This is a genomic window from Streptomyces sp. PL-29, from assembly GCF_058344425.1.
The window spans coordinates 428,095-447,224 of sequence record NZ_CP136996.1 but is presented as its reverse complement, the minus strand read 5'-3'; the positions used below and the strand labels follow the sequence as shown (position 1 = coordinate 447,224).

Sequence of the window (19,130 nt, the reverse complement as noted above, 5' to 3'; positions counted from 1 at the left end):
ACGCCGAGTACGAGCCGCGGCCCTCTCCGCCGTGCGATGCACCGCACCGGACGCCGCGAGCCGGCGCACCCTTCCGGCCACCGCACTGGCCGCAGAGCCAGGAGTACGCCATGCCGTCGCACACCTTCACCGTCAATGGGCGGAGCGTCACCGTGGAGGCGCCCGACGACCTGCCCTTGCTGTGGGTGCTCCGCGACCTACTGGGTGTACGCGGCCCCAAGTACGGCTGCGGGGTGGACGTCTGCAAGGCGTGCACCAGCCACCTCGACGGGGTGGACGTCCGCCCCTGCGTGGTGCCCGTGTCGGCGTGCGCGGCCGGGCGGTGACGACGATCGAGGGCCTCGCGAACGGGGAGGACCTCCATCCGGTGCAGGAGGCCTGGCTCGAACAGGACGTCGCCCAGTGCGGTTTCTGTCAGCCCGGTCAGATCATGGCCGCCGTCGCGCTGCTCAGGCGCACCAGCGAGCCCACGGACGAGGACATCGACGAGATCGCCAACATCTGCCGGTGCGGCACCTACTTCAGCATCCGGGAGGCCATCCGCAGCGCGGCAGCCAGGATGTGAGCGGCGGATCCCGGCGCCTCCCCCGTGGTGTTTCCTGTGGACCCCGGGACCCGTCCGCTCGTGGACCAACTTATGCGGGAGAGCGCCCGTACGCAGGCTTCGACCTGCCCAGTGAGCGGGCGAGACCGGTATCACAGCGCACAGTGTGCGACGGGTGGTTGAATGCGCCGGTGTCACGGTCCGACGACGTACTGAAAGTCCACCGGCTCGCCCACGGCGGAGGGTCGGCCGCGCTGCTGGAATGGCTCGCCACCCGCCTCGGCGGATGGACCGGGGTGGTGCACTCCGATCCCGCCGCCGAGCACGGCGCCTTCGCCTCGGAAGCAGCCCGGCGGGGGCAGCGGCCGCCCGAGGCCGCCGTCCGCGGCGCCGCCGAGATGAGCGCCCGCGGCGTACGGTCGGCCGTCCTGCACGGCGCCGGATCCGCCACCCTGCTGTTCGCGCTGGACGCCGGGCGCGTGCTGGCCGCCGTACTGCCCGCGTCGCACCCGCCCGACGCGCCCGCGCTGATGGCGGACGCGGCTGTGCCGCTGGCCCTCGTGCTGCGCGCCGAGGACGCGGAGCGGCGGGAGGAGCGCGCCGCCGTCGCCGAGGCGCGCGCCCGCGAAGCCGTGCTCCACCTGCTGATGAACGGCAGGCTCTCCACCGCCCACCAGATCGCCGAGGCGCTGCGGCCGCCGCTGCCCGACCCGATGCGGATGTACATCGCCGAGTGCCGGACCGGCCGGCGCGCCGAAGTGGCGAGGCTGTGCCAGGAGTTGACCGGAGGCCGGGCCTGGATCGTGCGCTGCCCGGTCTACGTGAGCCACCTCATCATCCTGGTGCCCGCCGACGCGGAGGCGGTGTCCGTCGACCACGACCCCCTCGCCGGGGCGCTGGCGGCGGTGGCCCCGGACTGCGCCATCGGGGTCAGCGGGGAAGTCGCCTTGAGCCAGGCGCCGACCGCCTACTCCCAGGCCTTCCACGCCCTGGCGGTCGCCCGCGGCCGCGGTGAACGGCACGCCCGCTTCGGCCCGGGCCCGGAGCTGGCGCTCGCGGCCCACGAGGCCGGGGCCGACTGGGCCGCAGCTCTGCTGGCGCCGCTGCACGCGTACGAGCCCCGGCGTCCGCAGGACCCCGGCGGGCAGGAACTGCGCGCCACCGCCCATGCCTGGCTCGACTTCGGCTCGCACGCCACCCGGCTGCTGAAGGTCCACCGCAACACCCTGTCTGCCAGGATCCGGCTGGTGGAGACGCTGCTCGGACTGGACCTCGCGCGCCTGGGCGACCAGGCGGCGCTCTCGCTGGCACTGCGGCTGACACCGGGAGCCGGGCCGGGCGGCGGCGCGCCGGCCCCGGTGGCCGCCTCCGGGCTCGACGCGGTCCTGCGCGATCCGCGGCTGACCGACTGGGCCCGTGCCCACCTGGGCAGGCTGACCGGACCGGAGGCCCCCGCGGGGGCCCGCGCGACCGTCCGCACCTGGCTGGCGCACGACGCCCGGCTCGTTCCGGCCGCGGCCGCGCTCGGGGTCTCCGTACCCGGCGCCCGCAAGCGGCTGGCACGCATCGAGGCCGTACTGGAGCGTTCGCTGCTGCAGTCCCCGAGCGTCCGGTACGACCTGTGGCTGGCCCACCGGGCCGAGGAGCTCGCCGAGTGACACAGCCCTGCAAAGGGATGTCCACCGGGGGAAATGGACGATCATGCCCGAATGAGGCGAATCCATGCGAAGCGTGTGCTGGTCGGTGAACCCCTCGACACCGCACGGCTCGGCGAGACCCTGCTTCCCAAACGGCTCGCCCTGCCGATCTTCTGCAGCGACCCCCTCTCCTCGGTGGCCTACGCCACCGAAGAGATCCTGCTGATCCTGGCCCTCGGCGGGGTCGCCCTGCTCCACCTCACCTGGTATGCGGCCGCCGCCATCGTCTTCCTGCTCGTCGTCGTCATCGCCTCCTACCGCCAGACCTGCCACGCCTACCCGGGCGGAGGCGGCGCGTACGTCGTCAGCTCCGAGAACCTCGGGCAGACCGCCGCGCTCACCGCGGCCAGCGCCCTCCTCGTCGACTACGTGATGACCGTCGCGGTCTCCGTCGTCTCCGGGGTCTCGGCCATCACCTCGGCGATCCCCGCCCTGACCGAGCACGACGTGATCCTGTCGGTCGCCTTCGTGGCGCTGCTCACCCTGATGAACCTGCGCGGCGTCCGGGAGTCGGGCCGCGTCTTCGCCGTTCCCACCTACGGCTTCGTGCTCGTCATCTACCTCATGTTCGCCGTCGCCGCCGTACGGCTCGGCACCGGTCAGACCATCCGCGCCGAGTCCGCGGACCTGCCGATCGTCGCGGAGGGCACCTACACCGGGCTCGCCCTCGTGCTCCTGGCGATGCGCGCCTTCGCCTCCGGCTGCACCGCGCTCACGGGCGTCGAGGCGATCAGCAACGGCGTCCCCGCCTTCCGCAAGCCCAAGGCGAGGAACGCGGCGACCACCCTTGCCGCGATGGGCTTCCTCTCGGTGACGATGTTCGCCGGCATCACCGCCCTCGCGATGGCCTACGAGGTGCACGTCGCGGCCGACCCCACCGAACTGGGCCTGCCCCCCGGGACCGCGACCTCCACCGCCCTCGCCCAGATCGGCCGGGCCACCTTCGGCAGCTGGCACTTCCTCTTCTACCTGCTCCAGGCCGTCACCGCCGGGGTGCTGATCCTCGCCGCGAACACCGCCTTCAACGGCTTCCCCACGCTCGCCTCGATCCTCGCCAGGGACCGCTACGCGCCCCGCCAGCTCTACAACCGCGGCGACCGGCTCGTCTACTCCAACGGCGTCGTGCTCCTCGCCCTCGCCGCCATCGCCCTCATCGTGGCCTTCGACGCGGAGCTGACCCGCCTCATCCAGCTCTACATCATCGGCGTGTTCGTCTCCTTCACCCTCTCCCAGTCGGGCATGGTCCGGCACTGGCGCAAGGCGCTCGCCTCGCCCGCCACCCCGCGCGAGGAGCGGGTCCACATCCACCGCAGGCTGGCCATCAACGCGGTGGGCGCCACCCTGACCGCCCTGGTCCTCGTCATCGTCCTCGTCACCAAGTTCACCCACGGGGCCTGGCTGGTCGTCATCGCCATGCCCCTGCTCTTCCTCGGCATGAAGGGAGTGCGCCGCCACTATGACCAGGTCGCCCGGCAGGTGGACGTCGCACCCGGCGGCACGCCGCGTCGGCCCGCCCGCCACCATGTGCTCGTCCTGGTAGCCGCCGTGCACGCGCCCACCCTCAAGGCCATCGGCTACGCGCAGGGGCTGCGCCCCGACACCCTGACCGCGGTGACCGTCGCCGCCGAGGAGGCGGAGGCGGCACGGCTGCGCGAGGCGTGGGAGGAGCACGATCCCGGGCTGCCGCTGAAGATCCTCCACTCGCCCTATCGCGAGGTGGTGGGCCCGATCCTGGCGCACGTCGAGGAACTGGCCGCCGACCCGGCCACGGACATCCTGTCCGTGGTCATCCCGGAGTACGTCGTGGGTCACTGGTGGGAGCAGCCCCTGCACAACCAGAACGCCCTGCGGCTCAAGGCGCGCCTGCTGTTCACGCCGGGCGTCGCCGTCATCGACGTGCCGTTCCTGCTGGAGTCGGCGAGGCAACGGAAGGCGGCGGGGGCCGCCGGGCGGGAAGGGTAGCGGGCGCAGGCCCCCGGGGGAGGCCGGAGAGGCCGGGGAGGCGGGGGAGGCCGGAGGCAAGGCGTCCGCTACCGTGGGCAAAGCACTGCACATGCAGTGATCCCGAGTGCCGGGAATCCGGCCGGAAGCCCGCTGGGGAGCCGGCGCCCACCGACCCAGGGAACCGCCCCATGCGCCAGAACCCGCAGCGCCGCACCGCGCTGCTCGACGCCGCCATCGAGGTACTGGCGCGCGAGGGCTCGCGCGGCCTGACGCTGCGCGCGGTGGACGCGGAGGCCGCGGTGCCCACCGGCACCGCCTCCAACTACTTCGCCAACCGGGCCCAGCTGCTCGTGCAGATCCTCCACCGCACCCGGGAACGACTGGTGCCGGACCAGGCGGACCTGACCGGCCCGCTCGACACGAAGGTGCTGCTCGGGCGGCTCCTGGAGCGCATGCGGCGCGAGCGCAGCGTCCACATCGCGATGCTGGAGCTGCGGCTCGAAGGCCTGCGGCGCCCGGAGCTCCAGGCCGAGCTGGCCGCCTTCCACGGCGCGGAGCTGGAGGCGAACATCGACTGGCACCTGGGGGCCGGCCTGCCCGGCGACCGGCAGGGCGTGGTCCTGCTCTACCTGGCGATGCTGGGGCTGATCGTGGACGACCTGACCGTTCCGGCCATGCTGGAGGCCCACCCGGTGGAGGGCCTCATCGAGACGATGGTCGAGCGGCTCCTCCCACAGCGGCCCGCGGACTGACTATCGTGCCGGTGGGGGAAGCATCAGCGTCGCGGCAGGACCGTGGGGAGCGCAGGATGACCGACATCGCCGAGAGCAGGACCTACGGGATCCAGTGGCTGGCGGACTGGGGTGAATGGTTCGCCGGCCTCACCTTCGCCCGGGGTATCGAGCCCGGCGAGCTGGCCGTGCGGCTCGGCGCGGTGGCGGGCGTCCGCCCCGGGCCGCTCGACGCGCCGGCCGCCTGGAACATGGTCGGCGAGACCGAGGACGGCGACGGCGTGGCGCGGGTCGGCAGCTGGGGCGGCTGGTCCTTCGCCGTCGAGCACGGACTGCCGGCCGGGGCGGAACGCCTCGCAGAGGTCTCCCGGGCCGGCGCCGAGGCCGTTCACCTCGACCCGCAGCCCGACCGTCCGCCGAAGCAGTTCGCGTACGCCCGGGACGGCGAGCTGGTGTGCTGCTTCGGGCTCGGCGAGGAGTGCTGGCGCGGCGGCCACCGGCCGGACTTCCTGCTCCCGGAGCTGGTCGGGGCGGGCATCCTGGGCCCCGACGGCGCCGACGCCGGAGCGGGTGATGAGCCGGACGGGGACCGCGAGCGGCGCTTCCTCGCCGTCCTGGAGCGCCGCTTCGGGCTGGCCCTGCCGCACCGCCTGATCGCGGACACCCCGCTCCCCGCGTACGTCACCCGCACCCGCTGACCGGCACCCGGGTCCGGTGATCTTATGCTCGGGTTTACGCGAGTCCGCTGGTTTTGCGGCCTGCGAAGGACTTTGATGGTTCCGCCAGGCGTCGTAACGGAGCAGGGGGACCATTCATGGGGACCGACCGCATCCACAAAGACAGCACACCCACCCTGATCGGTTCCGTGCAGCGGGCCCTGCGGCTCGTGGAGGCGATGCACGCGGAGGGCGGGGCGACCGCCAAACGGCTCGCGCGGGTCACCGGGATCCCCCTGCCGACCGTCTACCACCTTCTCCGCACCCTCAGCCACGAGGGCTACGTCGAGCGGGAGGGCGGCGCGTTCCGCCTCGCTGACGATCTTCCGCTGGCTTCGTGATCAATTTCCGACGCGTTCCGGCCAAGCTCTTACACGCTGAATGGCATGTTCCAGCGGAAAATGCCAGAACGCCCTTTCGCCCTGCCGAACTTGAGTAAGTTCCCTCCTGTCGCGCCGCACAACCGTGCACACCGCACGTCCGGCCGGGAGGGGAGCCCGCGTGCCCGGGATCGACGAATGCCTGCTCGAAGCCATGGCCCTGCCTGGTGCGCGGGGGGCCGCGCTGGTCGACTGGAGCAGCGGGCTGGCTCTCGGCACCATCGGGGAATCACCCGTGGGGGACCACGAGACCACCGCCGCCGAGACCGCCGAGCTGGCCCGTGCGGCCGCGGAGTACGAGTCCTTCGCCCGCGCCGAGGAGGGTCCGGCCCTCGGTGACGTGGTGGGCCCGCCCGGCCCGCCCGTCGAGGACCTGATCGTCACCACCCGCAGTGGCTACCACGTCCTGCGCTTCGTCGAGACGAGCTTCGACAGCAGCGTCTTCCTGCACGTCTGGCTCGACCGGGCCGAGGGCAACCTCGCCCTCGCCCGCCTCAAACTCAGGGCCCTGGCCGAAGGGCTGGTGCTCCGGTGACCACCCCGGCAACGGCCCCGAACGCCCTGGCGGCCGTGTCCCCCCTCCTCACCCGGCTCGCCGCGGAGCGGGCCACCGGTGCCCTGCTCCGCGACCGCGGCACCCTCTTCCTGGAGGACGGCCGAATAGTCCACGCGGAGAGCCCCGCCACCCCCGGTCTCGACGTCCTCCTCACCACCGGTGGCGGCCTCGCCCCCGAACGGTGGCGCGAGGCGGTGGACCGGGCCGGGGCCCGCCGCCAGGTCGCCCGCTTCCTCGTGGACAGCGGCGGGCTGGCCGGCGGGGAGCTCGAAATATGCCATCTCGCCGCCATCTTCGACGCCGCCTTCTTCGCCCTGTCCCCGGGGAGCGGCCCCTCTCGGTTCCGCCGAGGAGCCACCCACTGGATCGGCTCCGTCCGCTCCGTTCCGGCTGCCGCCGTCGAACGGGAGACCCGGCGCCGCCGTGAACTGCTCGACGCGGTCTGGCCGTACCCGCTGCTCGACACCGCCCCGGTGGTGCCGCGGGCGGCCGCGCCGGGTCAGACCGTCACCGCGCGGCAGCGGACCCTGCTGGAGCGGGCGGACGGTGTGCGCACCCCGGCCGACCTGGCCTGGGTACTGGGGCGGCCCGCCTTCCACACCCTGCTCGACGTACGCCGCCTCGCGGCCGCCGGACTGGTCGAAACGCCGCACAGCCCGGCCCCCCCGCCGGTCGACGTACCCCTGCCCGACTGGATGACCCAGGCCCAATCCCCGGACGTGGCGCTGCTCCGCCGGTTACGCGACGCACTGGAGGCAAGCCTGTGAGGCTCCCGCTGCGACCGGCCCTACGCGCCGACCGCTCCGAGCGTAGGCAGCCCGAAAGGAGAAAGGCCGACATGAGTACGGTGCCCCCCGAGGCGGAGGCCGAGATACTCGCCGAGCTCCGCAGGCTGCGGGCCCGCGTACCCCAGCTCACCGGTGCCCTCGCCGCGAGCTCCGACGGCTTCGTCCTCGCCCAGGACAGCGCCGCCGCCGAGGCCGAGGCCGTCGCGGCACTGACCGCCGCCGCCCTCGGCGTGGCCCAGCGGCTCAGTGACAGCACCGGTCAGGGAGCGTTCCGCGAGCTGCTCGTACGCGGCGCCGACGGGTACGTGGCCACCTACGCGGCGGGCGCGGCGGCCGTCCTGACCCTGACCGCCGAGCCGCGCGTCAACGTCGGGCGCCTCCATCTGGAGGCGCGGCGCTCCAGCGTGCGCATCGCCGAACTCATCGAACGCGTGCTCGCGCGCCGGGGCTCCGGCGCCGGGCCGGTCTGATCCGGGCACGGGCCCGACCGCACACGGGCCCCGCCGCGCGCGGGGCGACTACAGCACGTCACATCACATCGCAATCGGTTACAGCACAACGAGAAAGAGGTACCTCTCATGGTCAACGTGGAGACCGCGCTCAAGGAAGCCACCACCCTCATCGAGGGCGCGATCGGCGCGGCCCTGGTCGACTACGGCAGCGGCATGGCCCTCGGCACCATCGGCGGTGGCAAGGACCTCGACCTCTCGGTCGCCGCGGCCGGCAACACCGACGTAGTGCGTGCCAAGGTCCGCACGATGGAGCTCCTCGGCCTGAACGACGAGATCGAGGACATCCTCATCACGCTGGGGAGTCAGTACCACCTGATCCGGCTCATGAAGGGGCGGACGTCCGTGGGCTTCTTCCTCTACCTGGCGCTCGACAAGAAGCGGGCCAACCTCGCCATGGCACGCCATCAGCTGAAGAGGATCGAGGCCGAACTGGAGATCTGAACCGGCCGCCGACCGGGACGGACAGCGTTCCATCGCAGCGTCGAAGTGGCGGACGGCTGAATTCTTTGCCGTCCGCTCCGGCGATCAGTTCCCGATGCCCCATATGGGTGGAGTTTATAGCTCTGTTACAGAGTAAGATGCTGTGAGCTGATCATCGAACAAGCAAAAAAACGCTGGAGAAACCGCCACCCATGCCCCCGCGCCTGAGCATCGTCGTCCCCGTCTACAACGTCGAGCTCTACCTCGACGAGTGCCTGGAATCCATCGCCGCTCAGACCTTCGGCGACTTCGAGGCCATCCTGGTGGACGACGGCTCCACGGACACCAGTGCCGTCATAGCCAAGGCCTTCGCCGCGCGTGACAAGCGCTTCCGGGTTGTCATGCAGGAGAACGCCGGTCTCGGCGCGGCCCGCAACGCCGGCGCCCGCCACATCCACCCGGACAGCGAGTACCTGGCCTTCGTCGACAGCGACGACACCATGCCGGACTACGCCTACCAGCGGCTGATCGAAGCCCTCGACGAGACGGGCTCCGACTTCGCCGGAGGCAACGTCAAGCGCTTTCGCTCGGTCGGCATGAACCCGTCGTGGGGCCACCGGGCCGCCTTCGCCAGGACGCAGTTGCGGACGCATATCTCCAGGTTCCCGGCGCTGGTCACCGACCGCACCGCCTGGAACAAGGTCTACCGGCGCACCTTCTGGGACGAGCACGGCTTCCAGTACCCGGAGGGCATCCTCTACGAGGACGCCCCCGTCAGCATCCCCGCGCACTACTTCGCCTCCAGCGTCGACATCCTCAGCGACTTCGTCTACAACTGGCGCGTCCGCGAGACCGGAGAGCGCTCCATCACCCAGCGCTCCACCGACCCGGTCTCCCTCATCGACCGCGTGAAGTCCGTCCGCCTGGTCCGCGAGTCGCTCAAGGCGAAGCCGGGCGCCACGTACGAGCGCTATCTGCGCGACTACGACCACAACGTGCTGAGCGAGGAACTCCCGCTCATCTACAAGTACGTCGCCGAGGGCGGCCCCGACTTCCGCGCCGCGTTCGTCAAGGAGGTCGGCGGCCTCGTCCGTGAGATCGGCACCGGTCCCTGGTCCGACCTGACCGTCGCGGACCGTCTCAAGGCCTACCTCGCCGGCGAAGGCCGCGTCGAGGACTTCATCGCGCTCCTGAACCACCAGCGCGACTACAGCTACAGCGTGCCGGTCAAGGGCCTCGCCCGCCCGCAGGCCGACTACCCCTTCCTGCAGGGCCGCCCGCCGGTCCCCGCCAGGATCCTCACCCTGGGCACGCGCGAGCTCCGCGTCGTCAGCCGCTTGGAGCAGGCGGCGTGGTCCGACGGCAAGCTGCTGCTGCGCGGCTACGCCCTGCCCGGCCACCTCGGTGCGGAGAGCCGCCTCGGTTCGCGCAAGATGCTGGTCTTCCGCGAGCGCGGCAAGCGGCGCCGCTCCGTCGTCAGCACTCGTACGGTCGCCTCCCCGATGGCCACCGTGAAGTCGCCGCACCTCGCCCTCCGGCACGCCGACTGGGCCGGCTTCACCGCCGTCGTCGACCCCGCGATCTTCCAGTCGGGCGGCAAGTGGCACGACGGGACGTGGACCACATCCATCGCCGTCACCGGCGCCGGCGGCCTGCACCGTGCCCGCCTCCGCGGCGGTGAGCACGACACCGGCCAGAACCCGCCCCCGTTCTGGGTCGCCCCCGACGTCCGCATCGTCCCGGCCGTCTCCGGCGCCCTCACCATCCAGGTCGAGACGACCCGCGCCCGCGGGCTGGACGCCCGGCCCGCCGGTGACGACGCCGTCGAGATCATCGGCGAACTCTCCCCGGGGGTCGACGCCATCCGCCTCAAGGCCGTCCACGTCACCACCGGCACCAGCCTCGAATTCCCACTGGAGACGGGCGCCGCCACCGCCGGCCCGACCCCCTTCACCGCCCGGGTCGGGCTGGCCGACCTGGCCGCCGTACCGGACGCCGCGTGCGAGCCCGGCGGGTGGAGCCCCGAGCCGTGGAGCCTCTCCGTGGTCGGTGCCGACGGCGTCGAGCACCGCCTGGCCCACGACGAGCGCGGCGGCTTCAACGGCCTCGTCCTGCCCCTGCCCGGCCAGAGCGCGGGCCGCGCCCTGTTCGTCAAGCGCGGCAACACCGGCCACCTCACCCTCTCTGTGCAGCCCTCCCCGCCGCTCGTCGACGAGGTCCGGGCCGAGGACGGCACCCTGACCCTGCGGGGCCGTTTCGCGGCGCCCACCGACGAGCCCTACGAGCTTGTCCTGCACAACGCGCACGGCATGGAGTTCAGCTACCCCGTCACCCGGGACGGCGGCGCCTTCGAAGCCACCTTCCGGCCCGTGCTCCCCGAGCCCTTCGCCGGCCGCACCACGCTTCCCGAGGGCCGCTGGTGGCCCACGCTGCGCCCGGCCGCCGAGGGCGGCACCACCGCGGGCCTGCTCGGCGTGGACCGCGGTGCCCCGGTCCAGATGTGCCCCGGGCTCCTCTTCTCCGGTCCGCACCCCGTCACCGTCCAGGGCCGCCGGATGCGCATCGAGACCCGCTTCCACGACCGCATGGCGCTCGTCGCCGACCCGCTGCTGAGCCCGCACGACCGCTCCCGCCACGCGCAGCGCGTCGCCCGCTTCGAGACCTACCCGGCGCAGCGCGCCCTGCCGGTCAAGGACATCGTCGTCTACGACACCTTCCAGGGTTACGGCGCCGGCGACGCGCCGCGCGCCATCCACGAGGAACTGCTGCGCCGCGGCGAGAAGGTCGAGCACGTCTGGTTGGTCAAGGACGGCCGCGCCGAGGTCCCTGCGACCGCCCGCGCCGTGCAGTACGACAGCGTGGAGTCCTGGGAACTCATGGCCCGTGCCCGCTACGTCGTGACCAACGACAGCGTGCCGGCGCTGTTCCAGCGCCGCGCGGGCCAGGTGGTCGTGCAGACCTGGCACGGCACGCCGATCAAGCAGATCGGGCACGACTTCGTGCACGACTACTACACGAGCCCGGAAATCCTGGAGGGGCTCGCGCACGACAGCGCCCAGTGGTCGCTGCTGGCTTCGCCGAGCTCGTACGCGACGCCCGTGCTCAAGCGCGCCCTCGGCTACGACGGAGAGGTCATCGAGGTCGGCAGCCCGCGCACCGACGCGCTGGTGAAGCCGGACGCGCAGCGGATCGCCGAGGTCCGGCGCCGGCTCGGCCTGCCCGAGGGCAAGAAGGTCGTCCTCTACATGCCCACCTGGCGCGAGAACTGCGAGGGCTGGTCCGGCGGCTACAAGCTCGACCAGCGGATCGACCTGGAGCAGGCCCGCCGCGAGCTCGGCGAGGACCACGTCCTGCTGATCCGGGGCCACCACCACGTCACCGAGCAGGTCCGCGAGGGTGTTCGTGACGGTTTCGTCGTCGACGTGTCCCGCTGGCCCGACGCCACCGACCTGCTGCTGGTCGCCGACGTACTGATCTCGGACTACTCCTCCGCGATCTTCGACTTCGCGCTCACCGACCGGCCGATCCTGCTCTTCACATACGACCTGGAGCACTACCGCGGCACGCTGCGCGGCTTCAACTTCGACCTGGAGGAGAAGGCCCCCGGCCCGCTGCTGGCCGACTCGCCGAGCCTGATCGAGGCCGTGCGCAACGTGGACGCGATCGGAGCCGAGTACGCCTCGGCGCGGGCTGCGTTCCGCGAGGAGTTCTGCGACCTGGACAACGGCGACGCCGCCGAGCGGGTCGTCGACCGGATGCTCGCCATGGGCGCGGAGCCCGCGAAGTAGGCCGTACGGTCGCATTCCCGGCCGAAGGAGGACCGGCCCCGGACCCGCCGATGAATTTCGGGTTCGGGGCCGGTCTGTATGGGTGGAGCGCTACCACCCGTCCACCCACCGGCCTGGAGGCAGAGATGAGCGGCAACGGATTCACCACGTGTCTGTGGTTCGACGGCGACGCGGAAGCGGCCGCCGCGTACTACCTGTCGGTCTTCAAGGACGGCAGGCTCGGGCGGATCGCGCGCTACACCGAGGCGAACCCCGAGTCGGAGGGGTCGGTGATGACCGTCGAGTTCGAGATCAACGGGCAGCGGTTCGTAGCCCTCAACGGTGGGCCGCAGTTCCGCTTCACCGAGGCGATCTCCTTCCAGATCGACTGCGCCGACGAGTCCGAGGCCGACTACTACTACGATGCGCTGACCAGGGACGGTGGCCAGGAGTCCGCCTGCGGGTGGGTCAAGGACCGGTTCGGTGTGTCCTGGCAGGTCATCCCGCCGGGGGTCGTCGACCTGGTCAGCGACCCGGACCCGCGGCGGGCCGCCCGGGCCATGGCCGCGATGATGACGATGAAGAAGCTGGACGTGGCGCGGATGCGCCGGGCCGCCGACGCGGATCAGCCCCGCTAGCGCTGTGGCCGGCAAGCCCTCCTGGTCACAGTGTCAGGCCGTCTCTTCCGGATCTTGCCTGATCCGTAAGACCCGAATGCGACAGCCTAGGCGCCGCGCTCGGCGATTCGGTCCAGCAGTGCCGGCAGCGCGGTTCCGATCGGCTCGCGCACGACCTCGTCGGCGAGGGCGTCGTACGGGTCTCCTCCGCGTTCACGATGATCAGCCGGGCCCCGGCCTCCGCGGCCATTCCCACCAGCGAGGCGGCCGGCTGCACCTGCAGCGTCGACCCGACGGCGACGAAGATCTGGCACCCCTTCGCCACGGCCGTGGCCCGTCCCAGCACCACGGGGTCGAGCCGCTGGCCGAACATCACGGTGGCCGCCTTGAGGATCCCGCCGCACGCCAGGCAGGCGGGATCCGGTTCCCCGGCGGCCACCCGGGCCAGTGCCCGGTCCATTCCGGACCGCGCGTGACACGCCGTGCAGACCACCGACCGGGCGGTGCCGTGCAGCTCGAAAACCTTCCGTTCGGGCATCCCGGCGCGCTGGTGCAGCCCGTCGACGTTCTGGGTGAGGACCCGGACCGGGGTGCCGGCGCGCTCAAGCCCGGCCACCGCCCTGTGCGCTGCGTTCGGCCGCGCTCCGAGCGCTCCGATCTCGGCCCGCATCAGCCAGGACCGCCGCCGGATCTCCGGATCGGCCATGTAGTACTCGTACGTCACGAGCTTCTCGGCTTCGGGTTCACGGCGCCACAGGCCCTGTGGTCCCCGGTAGTCCGCGATTCCGGAGTCCGTGGACACCCCGGCCCCGGTGAACACGGCTACGAGTGGCTTCCTCATGCCTCGACCCTACGTACGGCCGCCACCCGCTCGCGAGGCCTTTTGCGGCGCGGGGCCGCAGGGGGCGGGCGTCTGCGGTGAATCCCGGCCCCCACAGGAGTGAGATCCGCGGCGAGTGCTTCCGGGGGACCGACCGGGCGGGTACAGACCGGACATGACGCTGACGTCCCACAGCCTTGGTGCCCTGCTGCTGCCCCTGCTGGCGCTGCCGTTCATGCCGCCCGACCCCGCGGTCGCCGCGCCCACCGTGCCCGCGGCCGTGGTGCCCGCACCCGTCGCGCCCCCGGTCGCCTCGCAAGGGCACACCGCGGATCGGATCGGCCGCTTCCTCACCCGCTTCTACCGGGAGCACGGCCCGTCCGAGCACGACCGCCTCCACCACGTCTCGCAGGTCCTGCGGGACAGGCAGCAGGCGAACGCGGAACGGGACGTCCTGCTCTGCGCGCAGGGCGAACCGCAGGACATCGGCATCGGTCCGGTCACCGTCGCCCCGGCGGCCGGGGTCGGCTGGGCCACCGTCACCACCCACTGGGGCTTGGACGGCACCGACACCTTCACCGCGTACGTACGACTCGACTCCCGGCCCATCCGGATCGACGACGTGATCTGCGCGGGCTGAGCGGTCCGTTCGGCGATCGGCCGCCGCCCCGCCAGCGCGGGCGCGCCTGCCCGCGACGGGCCCGGCGGACGGTGTCCGGTGCGCCGCCGACGAGGACGGCGGCCGATCGGGCACTCCTGCGCACATCATCCGTATCTGGTACAACACGGCTATGACGGGATTCGAGATCATCGGGGCGAGCGCCGCGGACATGGAGATGATCCGCCGCTGGGCCGAGGACGAAGGCTGGAACCCGGGGGACTCGGACCGCTTCGCCTTCGCCGTGGCCGACCCCGAGGGCTTCCTCGTCGGGCGGCTCGACGGGGAGCCGGTCGCCTGCATCTCCGCCGTCCGCTACGGAGCAGGCTTCGGTTTCATCGGTTTCTACATCGCCCGCCCGGCCTTCCGGGGCCGCGGCTACGGCATCCGGCTCTGGCGTGCCGGGATGGAGCGCCTCGACGGCCGGCTCATCGGCCTGGACGGGGTCGTCGAGCAGCAGGACAACTACCGCAGGTCCGGGTTCCGTTCGGCCTGGAACAACATCCGTGTCGAAGGCGTGCCCCAGGGCGGTGACGACGCGACCAGTGAGGAAGGGGGCGAGATCGTGGACGCCGCCACGCTCCCCTTCGGCCTCCTCGCCGCCTACGACCGGCGTTTCTTCCCCGCGCCGCGGGACGCCTTCCTGTCCGCGTGGACCGGGCTGCCCGGCCGGACCGCGCTGGCGGCCGTCCGCGACGGCCGGATCGAGGGCCTCGGGGTGATCCGCCCGTGCAGTGCCGCCCACCGGATCGGTCCCCTGTACGCGGCCACCCCGGCGGTGGCGGCGGCCCTGCTGCGGCGGCTCGCACGGCATGCACCGGGCGGGCTGGTCGCGGTGGACGCCCCGGACGCGAACCCGGAGGCGACCGCGCTCTTCAAGGGCCTCGGGCTGGTTCCGACCTTCGAGGCCGCCCGGATGTACACCGGTCCGGTCCCCGAGCTCGCCCTGGCCGAGCTGTTCGGTGTGACCAGCCTCGAACTCGGCTGAGGAGCCGCCGACTCGGGCGGTGTGCCGGGCGGCGGTCGCACGGCGCCGCCCGGCCGGTCGCCTCACGCGGGATCAGAAGCCGAAGAGGGCGCCCGTGGTGTTCCGCAGCCCGCAGGGGTTGGCGAAGGTGTACGTGTAGTGCAGCCGGCGGCCCTGCCACACCCCGTCGGCCGTCACGGTCATCGGGTCCCACTCCCTCGTGCAGACGGCGTCGGGGGCCGGCGCCGCGAGCGGGTCCAGCTGCGAGCCGACCGCACGCAGCTCACGGCATGCGGTCACCGGGTTCGGGTGGGTTCCGCCGGGCCGGGGCGCGCAGACGAGCGTCACCGCCCGCAGTACCGTGCCGGTGTCGGCGTCCGGGCCGGCCGTCACACTGAGCACCAGCGCGGACGGCGCGTACAGACTCTGCGCGCCGGCCGGCGCGGCGCCGGCCGTGCCGGGCCAGGCCACCGCGGTGAGCGCGGTGAGCGCCACGGCGGCGGAGCCGAGTCCGAGACCCCTTGCAATGGACCGCATTTCGAACACTCCCTTGGGTTGGTGTTTCGGATAGCGGACGCAGTCTTGCCGACGCGGGCCGCGAACGCCCGTTCGCACCTCCAATTTTCGTCACTGATCGTGTGCGAATGACAGCAGACCGCAGCCGTGTGGGAGGGGTGACCTGTGCGGGAGCGGGTCCGTGAATCGGCCGAACACCGACCGGGACATCTCCCCGAAACATGCGGCGGCCCGCCGTAACCGGCCCGCAACAGGGCGGGGAGGGCCGCGTCCGGGGGCTTTCTCCGCCCCGGACGCAGGGGCCTCGACTGCGGCTTCCCTTCGGCGCCGTCCGGAATGCCCGCTAGCCGGCCGCGCCGAGACGCGGGGCGTACAGGTCCAGCAGCCGGGTGCGGGTCTGCTGGAGCCGCATCGCGAGTACGCGGCCGACCCAGTGCCCGATCGCGGACCCGAAGGCCGGGTCGGCGTCCATCAGCATCCGTACGGCCGCCGCGTCGAACTCGTACGCGCGCACCGGCGTCATCGCCTCCGCACCCAGCTGCCAGACGTACGGCGGGAAGAGCCAGGACCAGCCGACCAACTCGCCGGGGCCGAGGTTCTCCACCTGCGCCGGCCGGCGGCCGGCCACCGGGACCTCCAGGGTCACTGTGCCGGAGCGCACGATCCAGAAGGACACCGCCCGGTGGCCCTCGTCGAAGATCCGCGCGTTCTCCGGGAAGTTGACCTCATGGGCCTGCGCCATCAGTCGTCCACGGTGCTCCGCGGACAGCACGGCGGCGATTCGGATGGGGGAAGGTGTGCTCACGACGGCCTCCGATCGGACCCCCCGCGACGCTCCTGCTGCTCCCAGTGTCGCCGAAGCGGGTCGAACGGGCCCTGGCCGTGGCGCTCCTTTCCCGCTGACGCGTGGGCCCCGGGTCGGGGCCGTGTCCGGCGGGGCAGGCGCCGGTCTAGTCCTCCGCGTTCGCCTCCATGCACGCCAGCTCCATCGCGTCCAGCACCGCCTCGTGGCTGCGCCCACTCAGCTCGGAGACGTTCTCGATCTGGGCCGTGGCCCAGGCCGCCAGCGTCATCACCAGGACCCGGAGCCCGTCGGTGCCGAACTCGGCCAGGACCGCGTCGGCCACGATCATGGCCTCCTCCGGGACCTGTTCCGGCGGCTCCAGGCCGGCGAGGCCGCGCAGCATGACGAGGGTGCGCCGGGAGATCTCGGGCGTCATCCCCGCCAGCCGCATGTCCTCTTCCTCGTTCATCCCGCCCCGCCCTCCGCTGCCGAGCCCCCGTTCCCTCAGGGCACGGTAGAGGGGCGCGGCCCCATGCGGGGCCGTTTCCGCAGGGTGGCCGTGGGTGAGCGGGCCAAGGCGGCCGGATCTGGTGGTTCCGGTCCGGGCCGCGACAGCGGTGGGGCTGCACCGAACGGGTTCGGGTGTGCGACTTCCCACGGTGGCGACCCGCCGGTAACTTGACCCGCGGCAACCGCCCGGCCGGGCGGCCGGACCCGGTAGGAGCGAGATGAAGAGCCTGTTACGCACCGCCCTGTGCGCCCTTCTGCTGGCGGCCGGCGCCGTGCCCGCCCAGGCCGCGCAGATCCCGGCGGCAGCCCCGGCGGCCGAGACCGTCACGGCCGCCGGTCCCGGTGACTCCTGGACCCCGCCGCTCTCCACGCGCGGCCGCTACATCGTCGACGCGCAGGGCAACCGGTTCCGCCTGCGCTCCGGCAACTGGGACGGTGCCCAGGGCTCCTGGAACGGCTCCGGCGACCGAAACGACCCCGCCACCCACCACAGCGGCCAGAACGCCAACGGGATCCCCCTCGGCCTGGACCGAGTACCCCTGCCCACCCTGCTCGCCGACTTCCGCGCCCTGGGTCTTAACAGCGTCCGGCTGCCCTTCTCCAACGAGATGCTGCACACCACCACCCCGGTCCCGGACGCGGCCGTGGCGGCCAACCCGGCCCTGCGCGGACGCACCCCGCTCCAGGTCTTCGACGCCGTGGTCGCCGCCCTCACCGAGGGTGGTTTCGCCGTCATCCTCAACAACCACACCGTCACCACCCGTTGGTGCTGTGGTCTCGATGGCAACGAACGCTGGAACAGCGGACGTTCCACGGCCCGATGGGCGGACGACTGGGTCTTCCTCGCCCGCCGCTACCGCGACAACCCGCGCGTGGTCGGAGCCGACCTCTACAACGAGGTCCGCCGGGACGTCTGGGACGACCCCAACTGGGGCCTCGGCGACAACCACGACTGGCACGCGGCGGCCCAGGAGGCCGCCGACCGCATCCTCACCGAGGCCAACCCGAACCTGCTGATCGTGGTCGAGGGCATCAACTGGTTCGGCCTGCCCGTGGACGGCTTCCCGCACGGCCGTCCCGCCCTCACCCCCGCGCGGACCCTGTCGCACACCCTGGTCGTTTCGAACAAGCTGGTCTACTCGGCCCACTTCTACGGCTACACCGGCCCCCGCCACAGCGGAGCCACCGGCATCGGCGAGACCAGCGACCTGCGCTACCAGGACATGACCGCCGCGCAGCTCGAACAAACCCTCTATGACCAGGCCTTCTTCGTGTCCGCGGAGACCGGCGCGCATTTCACCGCCCCCGTCTGGATCAGTGAGTTCGGTATCGGGGCCGACGAGACCGGTGCCGCCCCGCGCACCTGGTTCGACCGCCTCACCGGACACCTGGCCCGCACCGACGCCGACTTCGCGTACTGGCCCCTCGTCGGCTGGAGCACCGCCGCCCACGGCGCCCCCGGCGGGGACACCTGGGCGCTGCTCCGCTACGACGAGGCCGGCCATCGCCGCGGCGTCCTGGACGCGGGGGACTGGCGGACCTCCCGCTGGTCCGGGCTCCTCGCCGCCCCCGGCCGTACCGGGTCCGTCCCCGCCGCCACGGCCTGGCACCAGTTGACCATCGACCACCGCGACCACAACGCCTCGCTGCTCACCCTGGCCGGCGGCGACTGGGACTCGGGCGCCCGCAAGGCCGTCTGCCCCGACGGCTCCCTCCTCGCGGGTCTCGCCCACACCGGGGGACGCGGCCTGTGCACCGGCTCCGGCCTGCGCGCCGCGACCGGCGGGCACACCGTGGTCCGCGACGAGCGGTACGTCCCGGCGGGCGGCGACTGGGCCGGCGGATACACGAAGTTCCAGTGCCCGGCGGGGCAGTTCCTCATCGGCTACAGCGTGCGCGGAGAGCGGGTCTCGGCCGCGCTGTGCGCCCCGGCCCGCACCGCCCTGCCGACGGGCGGGCGTACGCTCTGGTTCGACCGCGGTGACAACCGTCCGGAGGATGGCCCCGGCGGCGACTACGCCCTCGGCCACTACAAGGGCCAGTGCCGGCCCACAGAGTACGCGGCGGGCATCGCCTTCACGACCCGGGTCGCCTCGCGTCCCTCCCCGGCCGCCCTGCTGTGCCGTCCCCTGCCCGGCCCCGAGGCGAACTGAGTCCGGGCCGCCCCACCGCCCACCGGCGCGGAAGCGGGGCGGCCTGCGGA

At 72.6% G+C, this 19,130-nt stretch carries 17 protein-coding genes and 2 pseudogenes; 15 read left to right on the top strand and 4 right to left on the bottom strand.

From position 1 onward, the window contains the following. Nucleotides 1-110: 110 nt before the first annotated feature. The 12 genes and pseudogenes from R4Z63_RS02085 to R4Z63_RS02030 all read left to right on the top strand — a co-directional run bounded on the left by R4Z63_RS02085 (nucleotide 111) and on the right by R4Z63_RS02030 (nucleotide 12,693). Nucleotides 111-565, top strand: a pseudogene (locus R4Z63_RS02085) ((2Fe-2S)-binding protein). Between the two features lie 170 nt (nucleotides 566-735). Then, nucleotides 736-2,202, top strand: coding sequence for a helix-turn-helix domain-containing protein (locus R4Z63_RS02080; RefSeq protein WP_384444710.1), 1,467 nt, complete (start codon nucleotides 736-738; stop codon nucleotides 2,200-2,202). Between the two features lie 51 nt (nucleotides 2,203-2,253). Next, nucleotides 2,254-4,203, top strand: coding sequence for an APC family permease (locus R4Z63_RS02075; protein WP_384444708.1), 1,950 nt, complete (start codon nucleotides 2,254-2,256; stop codon nucleotides 4,201-4,203). 170 nt (nucleotides 4,204-4,373) lie between these two features. Continuing rightward, complete coding sequence (locus R4Z63_RS02070; RefSeq protein WP_384444706.1) at nucleotides 4,374-4,937, top strand: TetR/AcrR family transcriptional regulator; 564 nt, start codon at nucleotides 4,374-4,376, stop codon at nucleotides 4,935-4,937. A gap of 56 nt (nucleotides 4,938-4,993) precedes the next feature. After that, the gene (locus R4Z63_RS02065; protein ID WP_384444704.1) at nucleotides 4,994-5,614 is read left to right on the top strand and encodes a DUF6461 domain-containing protein; all 621 of its coding nucleotides are present in this window, start codon (nucleotides 4,994-4,996) and stop codon (nucleotides 5,612-5,614) included. 116 nt (nucleotides 5,615-5,730) lie between these two features. Next, nucleotides 5,731-5,973, top strand: coding sequence for a helix-turn-helix domain-containing protein (locus R4Z63_RS02060; protein WP_037922002.1), 243 nt, complete (start codon nucleotides 5,731-5,733; stop codon nucleotides 5,971-5,973). A gap of 160 nt (nucleotides 5,974-6,133) precedes the next feature. Beyond that, nucleotides 6,134-6,547, top strand: coding sequence for a hypothetical protein (locus R4Z63_RS02055; RefSeq protein ID WP_037922004.1), 414 nt, complete (start codon nucleotides 6,134-6,136; stop codon nucleotides 6,545-6,547). After that, nucleotides 6,544-7,335, top strand: a complete 792-nt coding sequence (locus R4Z63_RS02050; RefSeq protein ID WP_172671332.1) for a transcriptional regulator — start codon at nucleotides 6,544-6,546, stop codon at nucleotides 7,333-7,335. The genes R4Z63_RS02055 and R4Z63_RS02050 overlap by 4 nt, the downstream gene beginning before the upstream one ends. 71 nt (nucleotides 7,336-7,406) lie before the next feature. Next, a complete protein-coding gene (locus R4Z63_RS02045; protein ID WP_037922006.1) occupies nucleotides 7,407-7,826 on the top strand; it encodes a roadblock/LC7 domain-containing protein in 420 nt (139 codons plus the stop codon). Between the two features lie 108 nt (nucleotides 7,827-7,934). Continuing rightward, entirely contained in the window at nucleotides 7,935-8,309 is a 375-nt protein-coding gene (locus R4Z63_RS02040; RefSeq protein ID WP_037922008.1) for a hypothetical protein, read from the top strand. Between the two features lie 191 nt (nucleotides 8,310-8,500). After that, nucleotides 8,501-12,076, top strand: a complete 3,576-nt coding sequence (locus R4Z63_RS02035) for a bifunctional glycosyltransferase/CDP-glycerol:glycerophosphate glycerophosphotransferase (protein ID WP_384444700.1) — start codon at nucleotides 8,501-8,503, stop codon at nucleotides 12,074-12,076. A gap of 125 nt (nucleotides 12,077-12,201) precedes the next feature. Then, nucleotides 12,202-12,693 carry a VOC family protein gene (locus tag R4Z63_RS02030; RefSeq protein WP_384444698.1) on the top strand — a complete coding sequence of 164 codons (492 nt, stop codon included), beginning with the start codon at nucleotides 12,202-12,204 and terminating at the stop codon, nucleotides 12,691-12,693. An 86-nt stretch (nucleotides 12,694-12,779) separates the two neighbouring features. Here R4Z63_RS02030 and R4Z63_RS02025 read toward each other — a convergent pair. After that, a pseudogene (locus R4Z63_RS02025) lies at nucleotides 12,780-13,513 on the bottom strand (SIR2 family NAD-dependent protein deacylase). A gap of 154 nt (nucleotides 13,514-13,667) precedes the next feature. Between R4Z63_RS02025 and R4Z63_RS02020 the strand changes: the two are divergent. Both R4Z63_RS02020 and R4Z63_RS02015 read left to right on the top strand, forming a co-directional pair. Continuing rightward, the gene (locus R4Z63_RS02020) at nucleotides 13,668-14,132 is read left to right on the top strand and encodes a hypothetical protein (RefSeq protein ID WP_384444696.1); all 465 of its coding nucleotides are present in this window, start codon (nucleotides 13,668-13,670) and stop codon (nucleotides 14,130-14,132) included. 151 nt (nucleotides 14,133-14,283) lie between these two features. Beyond that, nucleotides 14,284-15,138: a GNAT family N-acetyltransferase gene (locus R4Z63_RS02015; RefSeq protein ID WP_384444694.1), complete on the top strand. Its 855-nt coding sequence runs from the start codon at nucleotides 14,284-14,286 to the stop codon at nucleotides 15,136-15,138. Between the two features lie 72 nt (nucleotides 15,139-15,210). On the opposite strand, the gene R4Z63_RS02010 is transcribed toward R4Z63_RS02015, so the two are convergent. From R4Z63_RS02010 to R4Z63_RS02000, 3 genes are all read right to left on the bottom strand, one after another. Continuing rightward, the gene (locus R4Z63_RS02010) at nucleotides 15,211-15,654 is read right to left on the bottom strand and encodes a subtilase-type protease inhibitor (RefSeq protein WP_384444692.1); all 444 of its coding nucleotides are present in this window, start codon (nucleotides 15,652-15,654) and stop codon (nucleotides 15,211-15,213) included. 322 nt (nucleotides 15,655-15,976) lie between these two features. Then, nucleotides 15,977-16,438 (bottom strand): Crp/Fnr family transcriptional regulator, encoded by a 462-nt coding sequence (locus R4Z63_RS02005; RefSeq protein ID WP_037922024.1) that lies wholly within the window; start codon nucleotides 16,436-16,438, stop codon nucleotides 15,977-15,979. A gap of 145 nt (nucleotides 16,439-16,583) precedes the next feature. Beyond that, the gene (locus R4Z63_RS02000) at nucleotides 16,584-16,886 is read right to left on the bottom strand and encodes a hypothetical protein (RefSeq protein ID WP_037922027.1); all 303 of its coding nucleotides are present in this window, start codon (nucleotides 16,884-16,886) and stop codon (nucleotides 16,584-16,586) included. 259 nt (nucleotides 16,887-17,145) lie between these two features. On the opposite strand from R4Z63_RS02000, the gene R4Z63_RS01995 reads away from it, so the two are divergent. Continuing rightward, nucleotides 17,146-19,080: a glycoside hydrolase family 5 protein gene (locus R4Z63_RS01995; protein ID WP_384444689.1), complete on the top strand. Its 1,935-nt coding sequence runs from the start codon at nucleotides 17,146-17,148 to the stop codon at nucleotides 19,078-19,080. Nucleotides 19,081-19,130: the final 50 nt, after the last annotated feature.

Excerpts from the sequence above, each read along its gene's own strand:
- R4Z63_RS02035 (WP_384444700.1), top strand. The coding sequence starts at position 8,501 with ATGCCCCCGCGCCTGAGCATCGTCGTCCCCGTCTACAACGTCGAGCTC.
- R4Z63_RS02010 (WP_384444692.1), bottom strand. The coding sequence starts at position 15,654 with ATGCGGTCCATTGCAAGGGGTCTCGGACTCGGCTCCGCCGCCGTGGCG.
- R4Z63_RS02030 (WP_384444698.1), top strand. The coding sequence starts at position 12,202 with ATGAGCGGCAACGGATTCACCACGTGTCTGTGGTTCGACGGCGACGCG.
- R4Z63_RS01995 (WP_384444689.1), top strand. The coding sequence starts at position 17,146 with ATGAAGAGCCTGTTACGCACCGCCCTGTGCGCCCTTCTGCTGGCGGCC.
- R4Z63_RS02070 (WP_384444706.1), top strand. The coding sequence starts at position 4,374 with ATGCGCCAGAACCCGCAGCGCCGCACCGCGCTGCTCGACGCCGCCATC.
- R4Z63_RS02000 (WP_037922027.1), bottom strand. The coding sequence starts at position 16,886 with ATGAACGAGGAAGAGGACATGCGGCTGGCGGGGATGACGCCCGAGATC.
- R4Z63_RS02020 (WP_384444696.1), top strand. The coding sequence starts at position 13,668 with ATGACGCTGACGTCCCACAGCCTTGGTGCCCTGCTGCTGCCCCTGCTG.
- R4Z63_RS02075 (WP_384444708.1), top strand. The coding sequence starts at position 2,254 with ATGAGGCGAATCCATGCGAAGCGTGTGCTGGTCGGTGAACCCCTCGAC.
- R4Z63_RS02060 (WP_037922002.1), top strand. The coding sequence starts at position 5,731 with ATGGGGACCGACCGCATCCACAAAGACAGCACACCCACCCTGATCGGT.
- R4Z63_RS02065 (WP_384444704.1), top strand. The coding sequence starts at position 4,994 with ATGACCGACATCGCCGAGAGCAGGACCTACGGGATCCAGTGGCTGGCG.
- R4Z63_RS02040 (WP_037922008.1), top strand. The coding sequence starts at position 7,935 with ATGGTCAACGTGGAGACCGCGCTCAAGGAAGCCACCACCCTCATCGAG.
- R4Z63_RS02015 (WP_384444694.1), top strand. The coding sequence starts at position 14,284 with ATGACGGGATTCGAGATCATCGGGGCGAGCGCCGCGGACATGGAGATG.
- R4Z63_RS02045 (WP_037922006.1), top strand. The coding sequence starts at position 7,407 with ATGAGTACGGTGCCCCCCGAGGCGGAGGCCGAGATACTCGCCGAGCTC.